The 23936-nt window shown below is 66.4% G+C and carries 20 protein-coding genes and 1 tRNA gene; 10 read left to right on the forward strand and 11 right to left on the reverse strand.

What is annotated here, in order from left to right:
* Positions 1-13: 13 nt before the first annotated feature.
* From NZ773_03365 to NZ773_03385, 5 genes are all read right to left on the reverse strand, one after another.
* Complete coding sequence (locus tag NZ773_03365) at positions 14-2128, reverse strand: PAS domain-containing protein (protein MCS6800967.1); 2115 nt, start codon at positions 2126-2128, stop codon at positions 14-16.
* Positions 2129-2248: 120 nt separating this feature from the next.
* A complete protein-coding gene (locus tag NZ773_03370; protein MCS6800968.1) occupies positions 2249-2725 on the reverse strand; it encodes a universal stress protein in 477 nt (158 codons plus the stop codon).
* Between the two features lie 63 nt (positions 2726-2788).
* The gene (gene ppk1 / locus NZ773_03375; protein ID MCS6800969.1) at positions 2789-4894 is read right to left on the reverse strand and encodes a polyphosphate kinase 1; all 2106 of its coding nucleotides are present in this window, start codon (positions 4892-4894) and stop codon (positions 2789-2791) included.
* A gap of 65 nt (positions 4895-4959) precedes the next feature.
* Positions 4960-5922 carry an FAD-dependent oxidoreductase gene (locus NZ773_03380; GenBank protein MCS6800970.1) on the reverse strand — a complete coding sequence of 321 codons (963 nt, stop codon included), beginning with the start codon at positions 5920-5922 and terminating at the stop codon, positions 4960-4962.
* Between the two features lie 10 nt (positions 5923-5932).
* Positions 5933-7114: an acetyl-CoA acetyltransferase gene (locus NZ773_03385; GenBank protein ID MCS6800971.1), complete on the reverse strand. Its 1182-nt coding sequence runs from the start codon at positions 7112-7114 to the stop codon at positions 5933-5935.
* 335 nt (positions 7115-7449) lie between these two features.
* Between NZ773_03385 and NZ773_03390 the strand changes: the two genes are divergently transcribed.
* Together NZ773_03390 and miaB are read left to right on the forward strand one after the other, a co-directional pair.
* Positions 7450-8283, forward strand: a complete 834-nt coding sequence (locus tag NZ773_03390; protein MCS6800972.1) for a hypothetical protein — start codon at positions 7450-7452, stop codon at positions 8281-8283.
* A 185-nt stretch (positions 8284-8468) separates the two neighbouring features.
* Positions 8469-9767: a tRNA (N6-isopentenyl adenosine(37)-C2)-methylthiotransferase MiaB gene (gene miaB / locus NZ773_03395; GenBank protein ID MCS6800973.1), complete on the forward strand. Its 1299-nt coding sequence runs from the start codon at positions 8469-8471 to the stop codon at positions 9765-9767.
* A gap of 1 nt (position 9768) precedes the next feature.
* On the opposite strand, the gene NZ773_03400 is transcribed toward miaB, so the two are convergent.
* On the reverse strand, positions 9769-10848 hold the full coding sequence (locus NZ773_03400; protein MCS6800974.1) for a TerC family protein: 1080 nt from the start codon (positions 10846-10848) through the stop codon (positions 9769-9771).
* A 60-nt stretch (positions 10849-10908) separates the two neighbouring features.
* A complete protein-coding gene (locus NZ773_03405) occupies positions 10909-12147 on the reverse strand; it encodes a CoA transferase (GenBank protein ID MCS6800975.1) in 1239 nt (412 codons plus the stop codon).
* A gap of 80 nt (positions 12148-12227) precedes the next feature.
* On the opposite strand from NZ773_03405, the gene NZ773_03410 reads away from it, so the two are divergent.
* The 3 genes from NZ773_03410 (at position 12228) to NZ773_03420 (ending at position 13760) form a co-directional block, all read left to right on the forward strand.
* Positions 12228-12302: transfer RNA gene (locus NZ773_03410), tRNA-Arg, on the forward strand.
* A gap of 503 nt (positions 12303-12805) precedes the next feature.
* Positions 12806-13246 (forward strand): peptidylprolyl isomerase, encoded by a 441-nt coding sequence (locus NZ773_03415; GenBank protein ID MCS6800976.1) that lies wholly within the window; start codon positions 12806-12808, stop codon positions 13244-13246.
* Positions 13247-13262: 16 nt separating this feature from the next.
* Positions 13263-13760 (forward strand): peptidylprolyl isomerase, encoded by a 498-nt coding sequence (locus NZ773_03420; GenBank protein MCS6800977.1) that lies wholly within the window; start codon positions 13263-13265, stop codon positions 13758-13760.
* 416 nt (positions 13761-14176) lie between these two features.
* Here NZ773_03420 and NZ773_03425 read toward each other — a convergent pair whose 3' ends face one another.
* The gene (locus NZ773_03425; GenBank protein MCS6800978.1) at positions 14177-14746 is read right to left on the reverse strand and encodes a metallophosphoesterase; all 570 of its coding nucleotides are present in this window, start codon (positions 14744-14746) and stop codon (positions 14177-14179) included.
* Here NZ773_03425 and NZ773_03430 point away from each other — a divergent pair.
* Both NZ773_03430 and queG read left to right on the forward strand, forming a co-directional pair.
* Positions 14723-15232, forward strand: coding sequence for a DinB family protein (locus tag NZ773_03430; protein ID MCS6800979.1), 510 nt, complete (start codon positions 14723-14725; stop codon positions 15230-15232). The genes NZ773_03425 and NZ773_03430 overlap by 24 nt on opposite strands.
* Entirely contained in the window at positions 15195-16493 is a 1299-nt protein-coding gene (queG, locus tag NZ773_03435; protein ID MCS6800980.1) for a tRNA epoxyqueuosine(34) reductase QueG, read from the forward strand. The genes NZ773_03430 and queG overlap by 38 nt, the downstream gene beginning before the upstream one ends.
* Here the strand turns inward: queG and NZ773_03440 are convergent.
* From NZ773_03440 to NZ773_03450, 3 genes are all read right to left on the reverse strand, one after another.
* Positions 16411-17115 carry a response regulator gene (locus NZ773_03440; GenBank protein ID MCS6800981.1) on the reverse strand — a complete coding sequence of 235 codons (705 nt, stop codon included), beginning with the start codon at positions 17113-17115 and terminating at the stop codon, positions 16411-16413. The two genes, queG and NZ773_03440, sit on opposite strands and share 83 nt — an antisense overlap.
* Before the next feature lie 40 nt (positions 17116-17155).
* Complete coding sequence (locus NZ773_03445) at positions 17156-18964, reverse strand: ATP-binding protein (GenBank protein MCS6800982.1); 1809 nt, start codon at positions 18962-18964, stop codon at positions 17156-17158.
* A gap of 149 nt (positions 18965-19113) precedes the next feature.
* Positions 19114-19332 carry a hypothetical protein gene (locus NZ773_03450; GenBank protein MCS6800983.1) on the reverse strand — a complete coding sequence of 73 codons (219 nt, stop codon included), beginning with the start codon at positions 19330-19332 and terminating at the stop codon, positions 19114-19116.
* 123 nt (positions 19333-19455) lie between these two features.
* Here NZ773_03450 and NZ773_03455 point away from each other — a divergent pair, with 123 nt between their 5' ends.
* From NZ773_03455 to NZ773_03465, 3 genes are all read left to right on the forward strand, one after another.
* Positions 19456-20634 carry an MFS transporter gene (locus tag NZ773_03455; protein ID MCS6800984.1) on the forward strand — a complete coding sequence of 393 codons (1179 nt, stop codon included), beginning with the start codon at positions 19456-19458 and terminating at the stop codon, positions 20632-20634.
* Between the two features lie 127 nt (positions 20635-20761).
* Entirely contained in the window at positions 20762-22546 is a 1785-nt protein-coding gene (aspS, locus tag NZ773_03460) for an aspartate--tRNA ligase (protein MCS6800985.1), read from the forward strand.
* A gap of 41 nt (positions 22547-22587) precedes the next feature.
* Positions 22588-23934, forward strand: coding sequence for an MmgE/PrpD family protein (locus tag NZ773_03465; protein ID MCS6800986.1), 1347 nt, complete (start codon positions 22588-22590; stop codon positions 23932-23934).
* The last annotated feature ends 2 nt before the right edge of the window (positions 23935-23936 follow it).

Here is a 23936-nt window from a genome sequence, read left to right on the forward strand (position 1 = left end):
GCGATCTGGCGGCTTAGCCGCTTTTCGCCTCCTCCTTCGCCAGCGACCGGGAGAGATCGAGGGCCGGGCCGACCGCGGTCTCTTTCGTCGCCACGCGCACGACTGCCTGCAGCTGCTGGACGTGCTCCGCCGCCCGGCGCAAGTTGCGCAGCGCACCCTCGAGCAGAGGAAGGTAGCGGTCGAGGCGGTCGGGCGACTTCAGCAGCAGCTCAAGACCGCCGATGGCGCCGGTGATGTCGTTGGTGATCAGATGCGCCATCTCGCGCGCCGCCAGCTCGATCCCTGTCAGCCGTTCTGTCTCGCGCCGCACTGCCTCGGCACGCTTCCGGTCCAGCGCGCTGACAACCAGCATCGCTGCCAGCCGCGCGAACGCGAGGTCGAGGCTTGTCCACGTCGTTTCTCGGCCGAGCGTGGCCACGCTGAGAAACCCGACCGCTCCCTCGCGGGTGATCAAGGGAACGCACAGCAGCGAGCCGACATTCTGCGCCGCCAGCCGCTCCCGTTCCGGCGCGGCGCCGATCTCATCGAGACAAGCCGCGGCAACGGGCTGGAGGTCGCGCAGCTGCGCTGTCAGCCACGGGAACTCCTCGAGGGAAAACGTCCGTTCGGTGGGCGGCGAGCTGTCGGCCCGCCAGCAGGAGACGACCTCGCCGCGCGTTCCGTCGTCCGCGAACAGCGCGATGAGCGCGCCGTCGACATCGAGAAACTGGGCGACACTGCGCAGCGCCTCCTCGATAGCGGCGTCGATCCGCTCGCTTGGCAGGGCAATGAACTGGGTAGAGAGCGCGGCGAGCAGCTGCTCGAATTGAAGCCGGGCGCGCAATGTCTCCTCTGCCTGACGGTCTGCGGTCTTATCGAGCAGGACAACGCCGACTTGTGCGACCCGCTCCCCGCGGCGGATAGGATAGAGCGAGAGGGCGTAACAGCGGGGCTCGTCTCGCCCCGGCGCCTCGACTTCTAGCCCGCTCACCGCTTGGCCCGTATGAAAGACGCGCAGCGCCTGCGCCTCGATGATCGCGCCGAGTTCGCCCTGCAGCGGGCCAGCCCCCTGCCCAGCTGGCCATCCTTCTAGCGCCAGCATCTCCGCGGCGACGTCGTTCAGGTCCGCAACGGTGAGATCAGGATTGCAGCAGAGGAGCCCAACGGGGGCGGTGCGCAGGATCGCGTCAAGCTGGGCGAGGCGCTCATCGCGCGCGGCGAGGGCCTCGCGCAGCGACGCAATCAGCCGCGCTGTCTCAAGGATCCCCGTCACGCGGGCGGCGAATGTCTGCGCTAATTGCACATCGGCATCGTCGAGCGGGCGCTCAAGCGTCGCAAGCGAAAGCGCTCCCCGCGGTACGCCGCGCAGAAGAAGGGGCACGATGATCGCCGAAACGGGGTGTCCGCCTGCGCTGCTCGGCCCCTGCTGGTCCCAAAGGGCGAGCAGCTGGTCGGGGACAGGGTGATACAGCCGCGCCTTGCCGGCCCACATCGTCTCGAACACGGCGGATGATGCCGCGAGGTCGGGCGACCGCTCCTGCTGCGCGACGAGGAGGTCGGTGCCGGCGACCCGCGCCGTCACACGCCGCCGCAGCTGGCCATCAGGCGCAGAGAAGTCGAGCGCGACCCAGTCGGCGAGCAGTCTCGTGGCTAGCGCGGCGACCGCGCGGACCGTCTCCTCGTACTCTCCCGCATCAGCGAGGAGCGCATCCGTCTCGTGAAGGAGCTGACGACGGCGGCTTGCTAGGAGCGAAGCGCGTTCTTGGAGGCTGACGAGCATCAGGTCGTCGCTGAGCAGGTGAACAGCGGGCGCGACCGGGATGAGGTGGCCAGAGGCATGCCGCAGCGCGGTGAGGCGTTCCTCTCCGGGGGGTACCTTGCGGCTGTCAGGCCGCGATGCTCGCGGGGGCGCCGGAGTGAACGCGTCCCACTCCGGCAGCAACGCCGTGATCGGGCGGCCTTCAAGCTGCGCTGGGGGATGCCCGAACGTCAGCAGAAAGGCAGCGTTCGCGAGGCGGACTGTTCCGCTGCGGTCGACGATGAGCAGCGGCTGGGCGATCGCGTCGAGGATCGCGCGGGAGTGCGCTTCTCGAGCCGAAACGCGCCGTCGCGCGCGCTCGACGACGCGCCTCCACCAGCCGCTCGTCATGAGAACGCCGCTGGCGCTGGGGCGCTTGCGTGCAGGAGGCGCCGACCACTCATGCCTCCAGTCTAGCGGCCGCCGGATGGACGAATGATGCGGAGATCCCCTTAGTCCGCGGTCGTGCCGCTAGGACTTTTCACTAGGAGACTGGTCCCGGTCGTGAGCGCGGATGAGCAGCACTGGCACCTCGGCCTCGCGCAGCACCCGGTCGGCAACGCTTCCGAAGACGAGCCGCTGGAACCCGCCGCGACCGTGGGTCGCCATCACGATCAGCCCGGCCCCGCGCTCCTGGGCCGTGTCCAAGATCGCTGTTGCCGGCTCGCCGAGCGGGGTGACGGTCTCAACGGTCAGTCCCTCGGCCTCGATCGCTTTGACCACGTCGGCGAGATAGGCGTTCGCGCCCTCGACTTCTGCCTCGATCAGCTTTTCGTATCCGTAGGGGGTGCTCATGCCGTAGTCGACGTCGAGCGGCTGGACGACGGGCGGCACGACGCGGACAACGATCAGTCGCGCGCCGAACTGCTTTGCCATCGCCACCGCGTGCGGGATCGCCCGCTCGGCTAGCTCCGACCCGTCCAAGGTGAGCATGATCGGGTCGTACATTCGTCCTCCGGATGAAGATGATGGCGCCCATAATACGGGTTTGGGTCGCGGTGGCGCATCGGCTCAGAGATCGAGGTCGTCCCGTTGGGGCTGGGATAGGCTGCCGGTGAGGGGGGTGACCGTCGCCTCCTCGAGGGCGGCGAGGCGGAGCAGGTCGGCTTGGGCGTCGAAGCCCCCCGTCGGCGGGCGGTAATATCCCTCGGGCTCAAGGAAGTAGCTTCCCGCCTCATCCCGCAGATACCGCGCGAGAATGTCGTCTCGAATGAGGCGGCGCAGCTCGGGGTCCTCAATCGGAACGAGCACCTCGACGCGATGGTCAAGGTTGCGCGGCATGAGGTCGGCGCTGCCGATCAGGATCTCCTCTTCGCCGCCATTGTGGAAGTAGTAGATGCGCGAGTGCTCGAGAAAACGGCCGAGCACGCTCTGGACTCGGAGATGACGAGCAACTTCAGGACGATCGCGGCGCAGAACGTTAATGCCGCGGACGAGCAGATCGATCGCGACGCCCGCTTCGGCGGCGCGGGTAAGCGCGTCAACGCATGGCGGGTCGACGAGCTGGTTCATCTTCATGATGATCCGCCCGTTGCCGAAACGGCGGTGCGCCGCGATCTCCCGCTCGATCCGGTCGAGGATCCCGTGGCGGATGGTGTAGGGCGCGACAAGCAGCTTGCGATAGCGTGTCTGCCGTGAATAGCCGGTGAGAAAGTTGAACAGCTCGGAGACATCGGCGGCAATCTCCGGACGGCAAGTCAGCAGCCCGAGGTCGGTGTAGAGCCGCGCGGTGGAGGGGTTGTAATTGCCGGTGCCGATGTGGACGTAGCGCCGCAATCCCTCGCGGTCGCGCCGCACGATCAGCAGCAGCTTGCAGTGGGTCTTCAGCCCGACCAAGCCGTAGGTGACATGCACCCCGGCGCGCTCTAAGGCGCGTGCCCACTCAATGTTGTTCTCCTCATCGAACCGCGCTTTCAGCTCAACGAGCACGGCCACCTGCTTGCCGTGGTCGGCCGCGCGCAGGAGCGCTTCGACAACCGGCGAGTGGGCACCGACGCGGTAGAGGGTTTGCTTCACCGCCAAAACGGCGGGGTCGACCGCCGCTTGGTTCAGCAGCTCGATCACCGGGTCGAACGAGTCGAAGGGGTGATGGAGCAGCACATCATGATCGCGGATGACCGAAAAGATATCGCTTTCGCGCAGAAGGGCGGGAACCCGGGGGTGAAATGGCGGGTCTTTCAGATCCGGCCGGTTGATGCGCGTCAGCTCCATCAATGCGCCGAGCCCAAGCGGGCCATCGACGACGTAGATATCCGCAGGGTCGACCGGCAGCTTTTCGATAAGGAGCGTGCGCAGGTAGTCCGGCAGCGAGGGATTGATCTGGAGCGCCACGACCGACCCAAACCGGCGGCGCTCGAGCCCAGCCTGAACCGACTCGAGGAGGTCGCCCGCTTCAAGGTCCTGGATCTGGATATCGGCATCGCGGATGACGCGGAAGGTATGCACCTCACGGATCGTCATCCCTGGGAAGAGCTTGTTGAGATTGGCAATGATGAGGTCATCCAGCCAGATGAAGGTGGTTTCGCGTTCGCCCGGCGCCTGAATCAAGCGCGGCAGAACGGTCGGGATCTTGACGCGGGCGAAGCGGCGCGTGCCCTCGGGGTCTTCTAAGACCACGGCGAGGCTGACCGAGAGGTTGGAGATGAAAGGGAAAGGATGGCCGGGGTCAAACCCGAGCGGCGTGCAGACCGGAAAGACTTCCTGATCAAAGTAGCGGTCGAGGTCGGCGCGCGTGGCCGGGCTCAGCTGATCTAAAGTCGTCAGCCGGATCTGTTCTGCTTCGAGCGCGGGCAGCAGGATGTCGCGCAGGCAGGCGCGCTGCGCCTGCATCAGAGAGAGGATGGCCGGGCGGATAAGGGCGAGCTGCTCTTCCGGTGTCAGGCCGTCGGGCGAGCGCTCGGTAACGCCGGCGCGCACTTGCTCAAGAAGGCCCGAGACGCGCACCATCATGAACTCGTCGAGGTTGGTGTCGGAGATCGCGACGAACTTGACCCGCTCGAGCAGAGGATGGCGCTCGCGGACCGCTTCGTGGAGAACCCGCTCATCGAACTGGAGCCAGCTGAGTTCTCGATTAAAGTACCGCCCACGATCAGCGCGCGCTGAGGAGCCGTCGGACATAGCGACCTCGCAGCGGTGCTCTCGCTAAGAGTAGGCGTGGTCGCGCGCGAGAGGCAAGCTGCGCCTCAGGCGCCCGATGCCGCGAGGAGCGCGCTGAGGTGGTCGCCGGCGGCAAGTCCAGAGAGAGCGGCGCCCTCCACGCGGGGCCCGGCGAAGGCGTCGCCCGCGAAGAGGAGCGTGCCGACGGCGACAGCGCGCTCGGGGAGGACGGGCTCGGGCAGGGCGAAGGGCCAGCGGTCGAGAATGGCGTCGCGCGGTGTGCCGCGGAAGTAGGGCTGCGCCGCCGCGATCAGGCGGGCCAGCACTGCCTCGTCGTCGAGCGGCCAAAGCGCGTCGCTCCACTCAGGAGAGGCGTGGATTGTCAGCACCGGCGCCGACGCGAGCCCTTTCCGCTGGTTGTCGGCGACAAAGGCGAGCCGATCGTTGGGCCGCTGCACGGCCCCCGGAGGAGGGAGAACACTCTCCTCAACGGTGACGACGGCTGAGAGCGTGCGGCGGTAGCGCACGGCGGCGAGCTGGCGGTACGTTCCCGCGGGGAGTGCGCCCGCGACGAGCGGCAGCGCTGCCGGCAGGGGAGGGGTGAGGACGACCCCGTCTGTGACGACTGTCTCGCCGCTGTCGCTCTGAACGCGCCACCGCCCGCCCTCAGCCGCGATCGCGCGCACGCGCTGCCCGAGGCGCACCTCAAGCGACTGCGCGAGGTAAGCGGCAAGGGCGCGCATGCCGCCTCGCACGACGTAGCGGGGAAAGCCGTCTTCAGGAGGACGCGCGCCGTCGGAAAAGCCGCTCGACCATTGGCGGACAAGCCCGGCGCGCTCCCACGCCTCAACGAGCTGCTGAAAGCGCTGGTCGCGGACGGTGAAGAACTGAGCGCCGATATCGGCCGCGCCAGCCGCTGTCTGGCGGGTTGCCAGCCGCCCGCCGGGGACGGGCCCGGCCTCGAAGAGGAGGACCGAGATGCCGGCATCGCGCAGCGTGTGCCCGGCAAGGAGCCCGGCAATGCCCGCCCCGACGACGACGGCGCGCATGGCAGCGACCCTAGCGGCCGAGCACCATGACGCAGGAGATGACGCCGGGACCGCCGAGGGTGTGGGCAAGTCCCGTCCGCGCATTTTTCACTTGGCGCTTCCCTTGGCGGCCGCGGATCTGGTTGGTGATCTCGGCGATCATGCGCACGCCGGTCGCGCCGACAGGATGCCCGGTCGCTTTCAGCCCGCCGGAGACATTGACCGGGAGGCCCCCCTCGAGCGTCGTCACCCCCTCGATGATCAGGCGTCCGCCCTCGCCACGCCCGCAGAAGCCGAGGTCTTCGTAGTTGATCAGCTCGGTGATGGTGAAACAGTCGTGGCATTCGGCGACGTCGATTTGCTCGCGCGGGTTGGTGATCCCCGCTTGGCGGTAGGCCTGAGCGGCGGCAGCGCGGGTGGCAGGGAAGCCGAGAAAATCGAAGTCAGGGCGAAACTGGACAGAAAAATAGCCTCCCCACGACGCGACCCCCACTCCCTTGATCAGGACATAGTCTTTTTTCAGCCGCTGGGCAATCTCTTTCCGCGTGAGGATCACCGCCGCGGCGCCGTCGGTCGTTGGACAGCAGTCGAACAAGCCGAGAGGATCGGCGACGAGCGGCGCTTTCAGCACCTGATCTTCGGTGATCGGCTTGCGGAAGTGCGCCCCCTCATTGAGGGAGCCGTTGTAATGGTTCTTGACAGCAACTTTGGCGAGCGTCGTGCGGTCGTAGCCGTACTCCTCGAAGTAGCGGTTGGCGAGAACGGCGAACATCCCCGGCGCTGTTCGTCCTTTGGTCAGCATGGGGTGGGTTTCCGTGATATGGCGGGCGACAAGGGAGCCGCGCGGGCTGACCTCGCGCATCTTCTCGACGCCGAGCGCCAGCACCATGTTGTACTCGCCGGCGGCGACTGCGAGCGCGGCAGCGCGAACGGCCTCCATCCCGGTGGCGCAGAGATTGGCGACGCGGGTGACGGGGATATTCGGCAGGTTGAGGGGGTCGGTGAGCGAACTGCCGTCGTCGCCGAGAAGAGCGTTCAGCTGCGGGAACGCCGTTCCCAGCCAAGCCGCTTCGATCTCGCCCGGGTCGATCCCTGCATCCGCGTACGCCGCGTACGCGGCGTCGATGAGCAAGTCGGTATAGCTCTGATCGAACAGCTCGCCGAACTTGGTCACCCCAACGCCAATGATCGCCACAGTGTCTGCAATCGGCACCGGAACATCCTCCTCCCTGCTAGTGCGGCAGCGCGGCAAGAGTATACAAAGAGGAAGCAGCCGACCGCACCTGCCGGACCCCTCCAGCGCGAAGAGGCGAGCTGAGAGCGCCCTCGCGCGGCATTTCTAGCGGGAAGACGCCCGCTCCCCGGAGCGGGGACACATCGTCTTGCCACTGAACGAGGCGCAGGGGGCAGCCCTTTTCAGCGCCAGAGCGCCACTCCCGCGCTTGTTCTTCGCCGTCCTTCCCGCTGTTATTGTGCAGTGGAAACATTGTTTGAAATAAGTAAGGAAACACGTATAATACAGCAACAAAACTCCGCCCGAGGACTCTCATGCGCTCTCTCGTCGCTCTCGTGCTCGCTGTCGGCTTCTTCTTCAACGGAACTGCGCTGGCGCTCGGCGATGGCCCGAGCAAGAACTATCTGCCGCTCGTCAGCCGCAATGCGCCACTCGACTACCTCGGCTACGCCCCGCCGTCGCCACGGCCGACCAACACGCCGATAGGCGGCGGGCCCGGCGTGCCGCCCCCGCCGGCAACTCCCACGTTCTCTCCAACGGCGACGCGCACTCCTACTCCGTCGCCAACGAGCACCCCCACTCCCACGCCGACCAGTACGCCTTCTCCCACGCCGACAGCGTGCGCCCAGCGAGCCGACCTGCTGCTCAACGGCGGTTTTGAATATGAGGGCGCGTGGTCGATCGTCTTGGGGAACCCCTATCGAAGCACGCTGTGGAAATGGGCGGGCAACTATTCCATGCACTTCGGCTGGACGGTCAGTTCGACGGACTCGATCGTGCAGACAGTCGTGGTGCCGCCCTGGGCAGACACAGCGGCAGTGTATTTCTACGCTTTGATGTTTAGCAACGACTCGACTGTCACAAAGCACGACTGGCTGCGGGTCATGGTGACGACCCCCGATCTCTCTGTCATCCTCGCCGCCGGCGATGTGCCGAACAATTCCATTCGCGGCAGTTGGGAGCGGTGGCGCCTTGCCGTGCCGGGGATCACCAGCTATCGCGGCCAATCCCTGCTCCTCGCAATCGGCGGGGTGAATGACGTCTCTTTGCCGACGCGATGGTATGTCGACAACGTCGAGATGGTCTTTGGCTGCGGCATCTACGCCGCCAGCCTCGACGCCCGGGACGTGCTGCCGGCAGAGTCGTAGCCGCGCAAGCAGCGGCGCGCTCAGGGCAAGCGGGCAGAGAGCGCCGGTGACGGCAGCCTGCACCGCCTCGTGGGGGCGAGAGATGATCGCGCCGCGCGGGGCATCCGGGGGGCGAACGGCTGCTGGCGAGTGGCCATGAGCGTGCGTAGAATCGAAAGCGTCATCTCGCGCAGCAGGGAAGAGCAATGCCTCGCTACTACATCTGGACCGTCGGCTGCCAAATGAACGTCGCCGACTCCGAGCGGCTGGGCGCCGCCCTTGAGCAGCTCGGCTACGTTCCGTCAGCTCGTCCTGACGAGTCGGATGTCGTAGTGCTGAACACCTGCAGCGTTCGCCGCGCCGCTGAAGAGAAAGCGATTAATCAGCTGCATCTCCTCAAGCGCCTCAAGCAGCGTCGCCCTGAGCTGACGCTTGCGCTGGTCGGCTGCATGGTACCGAAAGACTCTTCGGCGCTGGCGAAGGAGTTCCCGTTCGTCGATGTCTTCTGTCGGCCGCAGCAGTTTGCTCCTCTCCTGAAGATCGCCGCCGACAAGATCGGCAGCGGCGACGGCTGCCTCGATCCGGGCCGCCTCCCTCTCCCCACGCCGAAGGGGCCGACCGCTTTTGTCCCGATCAGCCACGGCTGCAATAAGGTCTGTTCGTTCTGTGTCATCCCGTACCGCCGGGGGACCGAGGTGAGCCGCCCGCTCGCGGAGCTAGTGGATGAGGTGCGCGCTCTCGTTCGTCGCGGCGTCGTCGAAGTGACGCTGCTCGGCCAGAATGTCGACTCCTACGGCGGCGACCTGCCGGACCGTCCTGACCTCGCCGATCTCCTGACCGCCCTCAACGAGATCGACGGATTGGAGCGCATTCGCTTCCTCACCTCGCACCCGCGCGACATGAGCGAGAAGCTGATCCGGGCGGTCGCTGAGCTGCCGAAGGTGTGCGAGCATATCAATCTGCCGGTGCAATCGGGGGACGACGAGATCCTGCGGTCGATGCGGCGGGGCTATACCGCAGCGGAATACCGCGAGCTTGTCGCGAAGATCCGCGAGCTTGTGCCCGGCGTCTCGATGGCGACCGACGTCATCGTCGGCTACCCCGGCGAGAGCGAGCGCGCCTTCCAGAATACCTACGATCTGCTCGCCGAACTGCAGATCGACGTCGTGCACGTTGCGGCGTATTCGCCGCGTCCTGGCACTCTCGCCGCGAAGCTGCCGGATGATGTGCCGCCCGCCGAGAAGAAAGCGCGTCTCCACGCCATCGAGCGGCTGCAGGAGCGCATCAGCGCGCAGTTCAACGCGCGCTATCTCGGTCAGACGGTTGAGGTGCTTGTCGAAGGGAAGAAAAACGGGCGCTGGTTCGGGCGGACGCGGACGAATAAGCTTGTCTTCTGGGAGCAGGAAGGCGACCTGACCGGGACAATCGTTCCCGTCACCATTGAGCGAACGGGCGCGTGGTCCCTCCAAGGGCCGCAGACGCTCCGCCTCGCCGTTCTCGCCTAGCTTACGGCCGCTCCCCTGAGTGCGCGGAGGGAACGCGGGCGGCAGCGCGCTCCGCCGCACCCGCAGCCCCATCTGACGACCCCGCATCGCCTAGGAGCGGCGCGTTCTCGGGCCCATGGTGAGCGGCACGGCGTTGGCGGGGCGGAAAGAGCAGCGAGCCAACGGTCGCAACGAGGAGCACTGTCGCCACCACCGTCAGCGAAACTGCCGTCGGGATATGCAGGTCGATCTCGCGTCCGGCGATCTCGAGGTGACCGATCACCGCGCCGACAAGCTTCAGCCCAATGAACCCCAGCACAATGGCCAGCCCGTAGCGCAGCAGGTGGAACCGATCTACTACTCCCGCCAGCAGGAAGTACAAAGCGCGCAAGCCGAGGATCGCGAAGACATTTGACGTGTAGACGATAAACGGATCGGTGGTGATCGCGAAGATTGCCGGGATCGAGTCAAGAGCAAACATCAAGTCGGTCGCTTCGACGACTGCGACGACGATCAGCAGCGGGGTGGCATACACCCGGCCATCAAGCATCACAAAGAACGACTGTCCATAGTAGCGTGGAGTGACGGGAAATACCTTCCGAACAAGTCGGACAACAACGTTCTTCTCCACTTCGATCTCTTCCTCCTCCTTCGAGGTGAGCATTCGGAAGGCAGCGAAGAGGAGGAACAGTCCGAAGATGAACAGCACCCACTGGAACTGAGAGACAAGATAAGCGCCGATCCCGATCATGATGCCGCGCATGATGAGCGCGCTCAGGACGCCAATAAACAGCACGCGGTGCTGATACTCCTTCGGCACGGCGAACGCCGAAAAGAGCAGCACAAAGACGAAGATATTGTCGACGCTGAGCGACTTTTCGATCAGGTAGCCGGTGAGGAATTCGAGCCCTTTTTGGCCGCCGAGGACAGACCAGACACCGATGTTGAAAAGCAGGGCGAGCACAATCCAGAACGCGGACCACAGGCCGGCCTCGCGCAGGCTGACCGCATGCGGCTTGCGATGAAAAACGAGCAGATCGGCGAGGAGAAGAAGAACGACGAAGAAAGTGAAGATGAGGTAAAACCACGGGCTAATAGTCAAGCGCGCTCCCTGCCGGCCGGGAGAGTAGAGCGTGTGAGAGGGGTCGGCCAGCGCATCGGTTCAATTGTTCTCGCTTGCGGGGGAGGCCGTCAACGCGGCAGAAGCGGCGCCGCTCGCGATCAGCTGCGCGATCTCTCCCTCGCTATACCCTGCTTCGCGCAGGATCTCGATCGTATGCTCGCCAAGCCGTGGCGCCGGGCGGCGGTACTGGGCAGGCGTTGCGCTCATCTTGAAGGGAGGGCCAGCGTAGCGGGCGAGGCCGGCGAGCGGATGGTCGAGGTCGACGAAATACTCGCGCGCCCGATACTGCTCATCCTCGAACAGGTCGGCGAGCGTCATCACTTTTGCCACCGGCAGCCGGGCGCGCTCCTGCAGCAGGCGGAATGCCTCGGTGGCGGTGTGACGCTCCAGCCACGGAAGGAAAATGCGGTCGAACTCCTCGCGGTGCTGGTAGCGGAGCGCGTTCGTCGCGAAGCGGGGATCGTTCAGTTCGGGCAGGTTGAGCGCCACTGCCACCTCTGCGCCTGTCCGGCTGCCGAACATGAGGAACAGGTCGCCCTTGGCGGTGGCGCGCCGTCCGGCCGGGTGGAAACCGGCGACGGTCGCCCGCCGGCGCCGGTGCACCAAGCCGAGGCATTGATACAGCCCGAGCGAGAACTCAATCAGATTGACAACCGCTTCGAGGATCGACACGTCGAGATATTGGGCTTCGCCGAGCAGATCGCGCTGCCAGAGCGCTGCCAGCGCGCCGATGCAGGCGTTGATGCCCGCGTGCAGGGAGGGCTGGGCGCCGGCCGTCTTGAGCGGCGGCCGGTCGCTCTGTCCGGTGATATAGGGGATCTCCCCATGGCCCCAAAGGGTCAGTTCCGTCGCCTCATACTGCGCGTAGGGACCGGTTTGGCCGTAATTCGAGATCGATACCGTGATCACGTCGGGATTGACGGTGCGCAGTGTTTCGTGGTCGAGGCCAAGGCGCGCCATCACGCCGGGGCGAAAATTCTCGAGCACAATATCGGCCGAGGCTGCCAGCCGAAGCGCCACCTCACGGCCTGCGGGATGGGCGAGGTCGAGCACAATGCTTCGCTTGTTCGTGTTGAGATAGAGGAAGGTGGCGGAGGTTTCGAGGGAGCGGTTGCCGGGGGGGAACGGGCCGAGGTCGCGCGCTGGATCGCCGCGGCCGGGACGCTCGACTTTAATGACATCGGCGCCGAAATCAGCCAGCAGCTTCGTGGCAAACGGGCCGGCAATATGCCAGCCGAAATCGAGGACGCGGATACCTTCGAGCGCTCGATCGGGCACGGGCAGACAGTCTATCATTGAACGCTGACAACGTCAAAACTGCTGCGCCGCGCGCAGCACGCGCTATACTAATAAAGGATGCCCCGATAGCTCAGAGGATAGAGCACCGGCCTCCGGAGCCGGGAGCGGCGGTTCGAGTCCGTCTCGGGGTACCAAGGTGGGCCGAGCGTTCGCTCGGCCTTTGTGCGTACTTAAGGAGGGGTCGATGACCCGTTCTCGTCGCGCCCGGCGGGAAGCCGCACGCCGACGGGCTCACGAGCAGCCCCAACCTGCGCCAGCCGCTGCGGCGCGTCACGCGTCCGCGGCGCCTGCCGAACCGCGCCCGGTTCCGAAGAAGGTCGTCCGCTCCCGTCCCCGCCGGCCGTGGTACCGCAACCCGGTCTTTCAGCAGGTCACATTTCTCCTCGTCAGCGCCGCAGTGGTCTCGGGGCTGGTCTATCTGTTCAACCAGCAGCAGATCATCTCGACCTTGCCAACTCCAACGGTCACCCCGTGGCCGACCTCGACCCCGAACGCGACTGCCACCGCTGCCGCTATTGAGACGGCGACGGCGCGCGCCAACCCCACGCCGACGCCCGAGGCAACGGAAACGCCGGCGCTCTCTCCCACCCCCACTCCGGTGGTGCAGGCGCGTCCTACCTACACTGCTCCGCCGCCGATGACAATCGACACCTCGAAGATCTACACAGCGACCATTGAGACCGTGCGCGGCACCTTCGTCATCGAGCTGTATCCCCAAGATGCTCCGATCACCGTCAACAACTTTGTCCGCCTTGCTCGCGACGGGTTCTACAACGGGCTCACCTTCCACCGCGTCGAGTCTTGGCTGATCCAAGGCGGCGACCCGGAAGGAACAGGGCGCGGCGGGCCCGGCTATCGCTTTGAAGACGAGCCGGTGCGGGGCGAGTATCTCCGGGGAGTGGTGGCAATGGCGAACGCCGGCCCGAACACGAACGGCAGCCAGTTCTTCATTCTGAAGCGCGATTCGCCGCTGCCCAAGCAGTACAACCTGTTTGGCAAGGTGGTCAGTGGAATGGACGTCGTCGACCAAATCCAAGTGGGCGACCGGATGACCAGCGTCACGATCACCGAAGGCTGATGGAAAGGAGCGCAGTATGGCTAAGCAGTATCCGGCCCCGCCCCCGATGACGATCAATCCGGACCACACCTACCACGCCATCATCGAGACGACGCGGGGCACGATCCGCGTGGAACTGCTTCCGAAGGACGCGCCGAAGTCGGTCAACAACTTTGTCTTCTTGGCGCGCGACGGCTTTTATGATGGCCTCACCTTTCATCGCGTTGAGGATTGGGTGGTGCAGGGCGGCGACCCATTCGGACGCGGCTACGGCGGCCCTGGCTACCAGTGGGAAGATGAGCCGGTGAAAGGGGAATATCGCGCGGGGATCATGGCGATGGCGAACGCCGGGCCGAACACCAACGGCAGCCAGTTTTTCTTCCTCAAGCGCGACACCCCGCTGCCGAAGCAGTACAACCTCTTCGGACGGATCGTCAGCGGGTTCGACGTGCTGACGCAGCTCCGCCGCGGCGACACGATGCTCACGGTCCGGATTGCCGAGACAGACGCCGACGGCAGGCCGGTCGAGCCGTAGAGCGCCCGCGCTCTTGGCGCACGGTGTCGGGCAGGGAGGGTCAGGTCCTACGCCGAATGCGGGGCCGTCGTCGGCGCTAGCCTGCGGCGGTGTCTGCTCCGCTCGCATGATCCCGCGCCGGCGTTTTCCGCGGGGCTGAGCGCTCTCGCCGGCGGCTGCGGGTGTCTCCTCAGCGCTTCGGCGCCGTCCTGCGGGAGGGCTGCTCATGCGCTGATGCGCTGCGGGGCGCATCATCTCCGCGCGCGTTGGGCGCGGGCGGAGCGGTCACGTCGGCAAGCGCGAGTTCGGGCGGGAGCTGCGCGGCAGGTCGGCCGGTGGCATTGCGCGCTCCGCAAGGCATGAGGATGGCGGCTGCGGCGAGACGGCTCCGCGTGCTGTCCCCAGCGAGCGCTCGCCTCACTGCAATGACTGCCGCCTCAGCGTGGAGAGATCCTGTAGCGCGGAAGCCAAACGATCTCTGCGTCGATGGCTGCTCCAACCGTCAGGAGGGCGACGGAAGGACGGGGCTGAAGGCGGGGCACCGTGGCCGAGCCAGGATTGACGAGCAGGACATCGCGGTGCCAGTCGACCCGAGGAGCGTGGCTGTGGCCGAAGACGACCACGTCGACACTGCCCGCTTCGAACGCGCCGAGCGCGCGTTCAACGGTTGTGCGTTCGGACCCGCGGTCTCCGTGAACAAGCCCAATGCGGGTTGAGCCTGCCAGCACAATCTTCCGCCACCCGAGCCGCTCGAGGAGGGCGGGGCTGTCGATATTGCCTGCGACCGCCTCCACGGGCGCAATCGCGGCGAGCTCGGTCAAGATCTGCTCGCTGCCGAGATCGCCCGCGTGCAGGATCAGGTCAACCCCGGCGAACAGGCGCCGGACGCTCTCTGGCAGCGGATGGCCGTGGGTATCTGCAATCAGGCCGAGACGCACCGTATCGCTCCTCCCCACCACTATAATCGAGGCGAGGAGCGAAAGATGGCGGCTGATCCCTATCGTCATGGCCTCATCGCTCGGTTGCGTGCCAGCGGAGAGGATGTCGTTTGGTGCGCCGAGCTGTTTCCGCGCCCCCACGTTGATTGGGCGCCTGAAGGGGAGTGGTCAGCGCGTCAAATTGTCACCCATCTGCGCGACGTGGAGCATGGCGTCCAGATCGCCCGCATTCAGGCAGCAGTGCTGGAAGACAATCCGACCTTTCCTCGTTTCGACGCTGCGGCGTGGCGCGCCGCCCACCGCCCGGCGTCGGAGACATACGACGAGGTGGTGGACGATTTTGCTGCCGGCCGGCGCGCTCTTGCCGCCTTGCTCGATCGCCTTGACGCGGAGGACTGGAGCCGTCCGGTGCGGTCGGCCGCATTCGGGCTGAGCACTCTTGAGGCGGTCGCGGAGCGCGCTTACCTTCATACTCTCGACCATATCGGGCAGCTCCTTCGCTTGCGCCGGACGCTCCTTGCTGCCCTCGCGGGAGAGGGCGCCTCTGGACCCTGACGCGATCGCCCGGGCCCTTGAAGCAGACGCCGCGGCGCTCGGCTTCGATCTGTTCGGGATCGCTCCTGCCGACACTCTCGTCGAGGACCTTGCTGCCTACCGCCAGCGCCTCGCGGAGGGCCGGCTGCGGGGGATGGACTGGCTGAATGACGAGCGGGTGATTGCGTTCGCGCCGACCCAATTAGTGGAAGAGGCGTGCTCGGTCATTGTGCTGGGAATGAGCTACTACATCCCGGCTGCGCCGGAGCCTGCCGCAGACGACCACGGCCCCACGGGGCGGGTCGCCCGGTACGCGCGCGGGCGCGACTACCATCGCGTTATTCGCCCGAAGCTGCGGCGGCTGGCCGGCCGGCTGGCTGAGTTGGCGGGACGGCCCGTTCGCGCTCGCCTCTTCGTCGACAGCGGCCCGCTTGCAGAGCGAGCGTTTGCCCGCGCTGCCGGGATCGGCTGGATCGGGAAGAACACCTTGCTTCTCAACCGGCGGCTTGGGTCGTGGTCCTTCCTCGCCGCGATTGTGTCTGACGTGGCGCTGCCGACTGGAAAGCCCGTTCGGACGAATTGCGGCGCGTGCGACCGCTGTCTGCGCGCCTGCCCGACCGAGGCGTTCGTCGCTCCCTATGTCCTCGATGCGACGCGCTGTATCTCCTACCTGACGATTGAACATCGCGGTCCGATCCCGCCCGAGCTGCGACCCGCGATGGGAGACTGGATCTTCGGCTGCGATGTCTGTCAGGACGTCTGTCCTGTCAATCGAAAAGCGGCAGCCGCCCGGGAGCCCGACTTTGCGCCCCGCCCCGGGATTGGCGAGCGGACCGCACTGCTGCCGCTGCTGGCGCTTGACGACGCCGCTTTCGACGCCCGCTTCCGCGGAAGCGCGATCCGGCGCGCGAAGCGCGAGGGCTTTCTTCGCAATGTCGCGATTGCTCTCGGCAATAGCGGCGATCCCGCTGCTGTTCCGGCGCTTGCGGCCGCCCTCCGCAATGACCCCAGCCCCGTCGTTCGGGGCGCTGCCGCCTGGGCGCTCGGCCGCATCGGCGGAGAGGCCGCACGCCGCGCGCTCGCCGCTGCCGACGACCCTGACCCGACAGTGCAGGAAGAGATTGCGGCCGCACTCGCGAGGATCGCTCCGGCGGCGCCGGGGTCAAAGAGCGCCGCCGCTGGCCGCAGCAGCCTGCCGGTCACTCGCCCGCAGAACGGTCAAGCGAGCGAGCGAGGTCAAGCGACAGACCAGCTGGCGTCGAGCGTGTCTCTACCCGGATAACGTGCTGCAGCTGCTGGACATGCTCAGCGAGGCCGAGGACACGCTCGAGCGCCGTGCCGATCAGCGCGCGCAGCTCGGGAGGAACGGTCTCGCTCTCTTCGAGAATGGAGAGCGAACCGACAGCGAGCTGAACATCGTTGTTGATCCGGTGGGCCATCTCGCGGGCAGCGAGCAGCACTCCCTCGAGCCGCGATTGACGGAGCAGCAGCGCTTCCTGCGCGAGCTGGGCGCGCTTCCGCTCGATAGCGTAGCGGACAGCGCGGGTCAATGCGGCGCCGTTGATCCGCCCCTTCACCAGATAGTCTTGCGCGCCTGCTTGGACGGCGGCGATGGCCAGTTCTTGGTCATCGAGGCCGGAGAGAATGAGGATAGGCAGCTGCGAGGCGGTTTGGGCGAGCGCATGAAAGGTGTCGAGCCCCGTGCTGTCGGGGAGGGTGAGATCGAGCAGCACGACGTCGACCCCGCCGCCGCTGATCCGTTCACGGCCGGCGCGAAGGGTCTGCTCGACCAGCAGATGCGGTTCAATCAGCGAGGGCCCGACGTCACGGAGAATCTCGGCGAGCAAGCGCGCGTCAGCGGGGTCGTCCTCGATCAGCAGCAGCGTGACCGGTTCTGGTTCCATCTCGTCATTCCTGCCTTCATCCCGTCCGAGTGAGCTCACTCTAGCAGGCGCGGTGCCGTTCGTCGCGATTATTCTCCTCCAGTTCGGCTGGCAGGCGGAAGGCGACCACTGTCCCGCCGCTTGGTGCCGGCTCGATCCAGATGTGCCCTCCATGGCGCTCGATCACCGTTTTGCAAATCGCGAGCCCGATGCCGGTGCCGTCATAGACATCGGGCGGATGGAGGCGCTGAAAAATGCGGAAGACCCGCTCAGCGTGCTCGGGGGCGATGCCGATCCCGTTGTCGGAGACGCGGAAGACCCACGAACCATCCTCGCGTTCGGCGTCGATCGCGATCACGGGCGGCGCAGTGCTGCGATACTTGATGGAGTTGGCGATCAGGTTCTGGAACACCTGCGTCAGCTGGGAGAGATCGGCGCGGACGGTGGGCAGATTGCCGAGCCGGACTTGGGCGCCGCTCGCTTCGATCTGGCCGCGCAAGTTGGCGACGGCGTGCGCAACTGCGCGGCGCGTATCAGTTGCCTGCAGCGTGCGGGGCCCGATGGCAAGGCGGGAATAGGTCAGCAGGTCAACAATGAGGGCGTTGAGGCGGTCGACAGCGCCGATGATGTACTGCAGGAACTCATCGGCGTCAGGGTCGATCCTGCCCCGGTAGCGCCGCGCGAGCAGCTGGCTGAAGCCGGCGATCGAGCGAAGAGGAGCTTGGAGGTCGTGGGAGATCGCCGAGGCAAACTGCTCGAGGTCAGCGTTCGACCGCCGCAGCTCCGCCATTTGCGCTTGAAGCTGTCGGTCCCGCTGGGCAAGCTGGTCAGCGAGCCGGTCAAAGGCGCGCGCTAATTCGCCGACCTCGCTCGGCACGTTCTCTAAACCAGTTCGGACGGCGTAATCGCCGGCAGCGAGGCGGCGGGTCGTGCTGATCAGGCGGCGCAACGGGCGTTCGACAACGATGTTCACAGCAACCCACAGCCCGGCAAGCGTGGTAAGCAGCGCTCCGAGGAGGACCAGCAGGTTGCGGCGAAAAGCGGTTGTCACTGGCTCGTAGATGATCTCCAGCGGCACGCCGAGAAGGAGCGTCCCCGCGGGATGCAGCGGCGCCAGCGCATACATCCGGCGCACGCCGTCCAGTCCCGGCGCCACGAAGGTGCTCTCGGCGGAGGATTGAACCGCGCGCCCGAGCTCTGTCTCCCCAGTCGGACGGCCGACATACTGCGCGGCATCCGGGAAGCGGTAGACCACCTGCCCCTTCTCATCGAGCACCGTCAGCGCGGTGTTCGGAGGCAGGTCCAACCCGGCGGTCAGCTGGGCGATCAGGGCGACATCGATGCGGGCGACGAGAACGCCGACGACCGTCCCCGCGTCGTCGCGCATGGGAACGGCAAGAGGAAGGAAGGGCGGAGCGCCGACGGTAATGCCGCCGACCGTGAAGCGGCCGGTGGTCACGCTCTCGCGGAACCACGGCTGGTCGCCGACAGAGGCGGACCCGCTCTCCGGGCGGTCCCGACAGACCACCTGCCCGTCTGGGGCTGCAATCTCGAGCGCAGTAAACCCGGGAACCTCGCGCAGAACCTGAGCGAGGATCGCGCTGCAGGCGGGTGACACGGGGGTGCGGATCTCCGGGAAGAGAGCGAGCGTCGCGAGCAGGTCGGCCAAGCTGGCGATCTGCTGCTCCCCGCGGCCGGCGAGCGCCCGCGCCAGCTGCAGGAAGCTGCGCTCCGCTGCCGCCTCGCTCTCCCGCCGTTCGGCAATGACGAAGAGGAGACTGAGAATCGTGCCGACAAGCGCGGCGAGCGCCCCGAGGACCAGAAGCTGGACGCTCAGGCGAGGGGTCCACTGCGTCAGCCGGCGCATCATCGCGAGGTCGTGTCCCCCCGAGCGGGCGCTGGAGGGCAGCAGCAGAACTGTAGCATGCGCCGTGATGAAGCTCGACGAGGACGGCCGCTCGCGGCGATGGCGGGCCGCGGCCGGCGGAGGAGCGCCGTCGAAAGCACTGCCGCGCCTTGCTAGACGGTGGCGTTCAAATACTGGCTGGCGAGCGCCTCGCGCGGCAGATAGGCGTGGAGCAGGGAGCGCGGCCGCGGATCGGGGTCAGGGCTTGAGGGAACCGCCATCGTCCACAGGGCGTAGGAGAGCGGCTCGCCTCCCTCGGCGCGAGGGGGGCCCGGCTCGATGGCGGCGAGAACACGCAGGAGCGTTCGGAACGAGACCGTCTCTTCCTCCATGACATCCTCCCATCGAGGGTATCGGCGCGTCCTGCCATCTCTTGAGAGGGAACCGATTCTTCGAATATCTATCTTGACTAGAGATTTAGATTGCGCTACGATGAGGGCGGTGTGGAGGAATCAATGCGGCGCTCGCCCCTATTCATCGTCTACTTGACGGTCTTCGTCGACTTACTGGGGATCGGGATCATCCTGCCGGTGCTGCCGTTTTATGCCCAGAGCCTCGGCGCTTCCGGCTTCGCGGTTGGCGCGACCCTCGCTGTCTACTCGGCAATGCAGCTCGTCTCCTCTCCCCTGCTCGGCGCGCTCTCTGACCGGATTGGTCGCCGGCCGGTGCTGCTGGTCAGTCTTGCCGGCTCGGCGATTTCGCTCGCGGTGACTGGCCTCGCGAACTCTCTGCTCGTGCTGCTTCTCGCTCGGGCGCTGTCTGGCCTGTTCGGCGGGGCGATCGGCGCGGCTCAAGCGTATGTCGCGGATGTCACCGCTCCGAGCGAGCGCGCCAAAGCGATGGGGATGATCGGCGCGATGACCGGCCTAGGGTTTATCGTTGGGCCCGCGCTCGGCGCGAGCCTGAGCCATTTCGGCCTTGGCGCGGCCGCGTTTGCAGCGGCGGCGCTTGCTGCGGTCAACTTTGTCCTTGCGCTCTTCCTCCTGCCGGAGTCGCTCCAGCCTGGTCGTGCCCCGCGCCGCCCGGTCTTTGCGGTCCTGCGCCTTGGCGAAGCGCTCACCCACCCGACGGTCGGACGGCTGTTCGGCGCGATGTTTCTCGCGATGTTTGCCTTCGCCGGCGTGCAGGCGACAGTGCCGCTCCTTGGCGAACGCAACTTTGGCCTCACTCCCGCCTCGCTTGGCATCATTTTCGTCTCGGTCGGCGTGGTGTCGGTGCTGATGCAGGGGCTTGCAGTCGGCCGACTGGTCAGCCGGTACGGCGAGCGCGTGCTGGCGATTGCGGGCTTTGCGATCTTCGCGCTCACCCTGCTTGCGCTCCCGCTCGCGAACAGCCTCATCGTGGCGCTGGTCATCCTCGCGATCCAGACTGCGGGCAGCGCTGTTTACAATCCGTCGCTCACCAGCTTGATCTCGCAAGAGGCGCCTCCGGAGGAGAAGGGGGGGCTGCTTGGTCTCGGCCAGTCCTTTGGAGCGCTGTCGCGGGCAACGGGGCCGTTTGTTGCGGGGTTCCTCTTCGACTACGGCCCGGCGCTGCCGTTTGTCGTCGGCGCGCTCCTTGTGCTGATTGGACTGTCGTTCCTCATCCGCTTGCCTGCCCCTTCCGGAGCGCTGGCGCCCAAGCCGATCGAATAGCGTCTCTTCTTCCCTCCTTCCGCGGGCCTGGCTGTCCCGCACCTCCCCGGGACGGCCAGGCCCGCTGTTTGCTCTCAAGGGCCTGCGGAGCCGATAATCCGGGCACCGTCTCCCTGAAGGAACTCCAATGCTGAAGAGCCACTCGTGTGGGACGCTCACCGCTTCCCATGCTGGCCAGTCCGTCACACTGGCGGGCTGGGTTCACCGCCGGCGCGACCACGGCGGTCTCATCTTTGTCGACCTGCGCGACCGCTCCGGGCTCGTGCAGGTTGTCTTCAATCCGGCCGAGTCGCCCGAGGCGCACGCCGTCGCCGACCGCCTCCGCAACGAATACGTCGTCCAAATCGCCGGCGAGGTGCGCCGACGGCCAGCCGGAACCGAGAACCCGGCGCTCGCCACCGGCGAGGTCGAGGTCCATGCGCGCCAGGCGCGCGTGCTGAACGAGTCCAAGACCCCGCCGTTCTACCTCAACGAGGACGTCGATGTCGATGAGGCGCTGCGCTTGAAATACCGCTACCTCGACCTCCGCCGCCCAAAGATGATGGCGAACCTTCTCCTTCGGCATCGCATCGTCAAGCTGATCCGCGACCTGATGGATGCGGAAGGATTTATCGAGGTCGAGACACCGATCCTCACCAAAAGTACGCCCGAGGGGGCGCGCGACTTTCTCGTCCCGAGCCGTCTCCATCCCGGGTCGTTCTATGCCCTGCCGCAGTCGCCCCAGCAGATGAAGCAGCTGCTTATGGTCGCCGGGGTGGAGAAGTACTTTCAGATTGCGCGCTGCTTTCGCGACGAGGACCTGCGCGCCGACCGCCAGCTCGAGTTCACGCAGCTCGATATCGAGATGAGCTTCGTCGAGCAGGAGGATGTGATCAGTCTCGTTGAGCGCGTGATTGTGGCGGTGGCGCGCGCCGTTCGGCCGGAGAAGACAATCCCGACCCCGTTTCCTCGGCTCTCCTATGCAGAGGCGATGCGGCGCTTTGGCACCGACCGGCCGGACCTCCGCTTCGGCCTCGAATTGGAAGACCTCGCCGACCTTGCGGTCGGCAGCGAGTTCGGCGTCTTCAATACGGTGCTCGAGCAGGGCGGCCAGATCAAGGGGCTGCGCATTCCCGGCGGGGCCGCCTACTCCCGGCGGCAAGTGGAAGAACTGGCCGAGATTGCCCGCCGCTATGGCGCGAAAGGCCTTGTTACTATCGCCCGCGCAGCCGATGGCCTCCGCTCCCCCAGCGCCCGCTATCTTGGCGAGGAGCGGATGGCGGCAATCGCGGACCGGCTCCGGCTTGTCGAGGGCGATCTCGGCGCGATCGTCGCCGATACGCCCGAGATCGTCGCGACAGCGCTGGCGCACCTGCGCGAGGAGATTGGCCGTCGGCTCGGCCTGGCCGACCGCAACACCCTCGCCTTCTGCTGGGTCGTCGATTTCCCGGCGTTTGAATGGAAACCGCAAGAGAACCGATGGGACGCGGTCCATCACCCCTTCACCCAGCCGAAGCGCGAAGACCTGCCGCTCCTTGATGGAGAAGATCTTTCGCGCGTCCGCGCCGACCAGTATGACCTCATCTGCAACGGGTACGAACTGGGAGGCGGCAGCATCCGGATCACCGACCCTGCGCTCCAGCAGCGGATATTTCAAATCATGGGCAACCCTGAGGAGACAGTGCGCCGCCAGTTCGGGCACTTGCTCACCGCCTTTGAGTACGGAGCGCCGCCTCACGGCGGGATCGCGATCGGGATTGACCGGCTGACGATGCTGCTTGCCGACCAGCCGAACATTCGCGAGGTGATCGCCTTCCCGAAGACCCAGTCGGCGACCGATCTCCTCTTTGAAGCGCCGTCTCCGGTCGACCCTGCCCAGCTCGAAGAGCTGCACCTCCGCGTTGTCCTTCCCGAGGAAGCGGATGGTCGCTAACGCAGGCCGACATCGTGAATCGTGAATAAGGAAGGGGAGTGGTGACCCTCCAGCCGCTCGCTGACTTCGTCGCGCAGTTGTCGCTCGCTGAGACGCCGGAAGAGGTCGTGCTCGAGGCGCGGCGCCAGCTGCTCGACTGCATTGGCGTCATCATCGGCGGCGCGATGGCGGCGGAAGTTCAAGCGTTGGCCGCCATCGAAGGGAAGGAGGGCGGCCGCTCCACATTCCTCGGCCAAGGCGGCTATGCCTCTGCCGAAGCGGCTGCCCTTGTCAACGGCGCGGCGGGGGTCTGGCTCGACTTTGACAGCGGACAGCGCGCCTCTGGGAGCCACCCTGCGATCCATGTCGTTGCGGCGGCGCTTGCCGTCGCCGAAGAGGTGGACGCAACTTGGGAGGAGCTGCTGACGGCAGTGATCGCGGGCTGCGAAGTCGGCGCCCGGATCGGCGTTGCTGCGGGACGGCTGCGCCCGGGCATGTCGCCTCATGGGGGGTGGGCCGTGCTCGGCGCGGCGGCGGCTGTTGCTCGCTTACTCGGCTATGACGCCGCCGGCATCGCGGCGACCATCAACCTCGCCTCCTCGCTGACGGTGCTCTCCTCCGCTAGCGTGCATCAGGCGGGAGCGAATGGCCGTCATCTGCAGGCAGGTCTCGGCGCAAAGCGCGGCATTGTCGCGGCGCGGCTGCACGCCGACGGATTTACGGGCGACCCCGAGGGCGTCCAGCAGGTCTTCGGCCGCTTCGTCACGCCGTCGTTCAATCCCCGCCGCGCGACGATCGAACTTGGGCGACACTGGGAGATGCGCCGCGGCTACTTCAAGCCGTATGCGTGCGCCCGCTTCGGCCACGCGGCGATTGATGCGCTGCTCGCCATTCGGCGCGAGCGGATGGCCGAGGGGAGCGCGGCGGAGGATATCGAGTCGATCGAGGTCGTCACCTTCAATGCTGCCGCAGCGCTGGCGGACCCGCATCCTACCACCGAGCTTGGGGCGAAGTTCTCGTTGCCCTTCACCCTCGCGGCAGCCTGGGTGCGCGGGGATGCCGGCCCCGCAAGTTTCGATGCCGCCGCGCGGCGCCATGCGGCAATCCGGCAGCTCGCTGAACGGGTGCGCCTGCGCGAAGACCCGGACTATACCGCGCTTGTGCCGGACTACCGGCCTGCCTTGGTGACGGTGCGCTTTCGTGATGGGTCGGTGATGTCGGTTGAGCGGCTGAACGCCACCGGAGAAGCCGACGACCCGACGCTCTCAGTCTGGCTCATCGACAAGTTCAACTCGCTTGTTGAGCCGGTGATCGGCCCCGCGGCCGCTACCCTGCTTCGCGAGCGGCTTCTCTCGCCAGCCACCGCCTTTTCCGTGCGGGAGCTGACGGCCCTCGCGGTCCCGCCCTGAGG

This window comes from Dehalococcoidia bacterium, assembly GCA_025054935.1.
Lineage (GTDB): Bacteria > Chloroflexota > Dehalococcoidia > SpSt-223 > SpSt-223 > JANWZD01.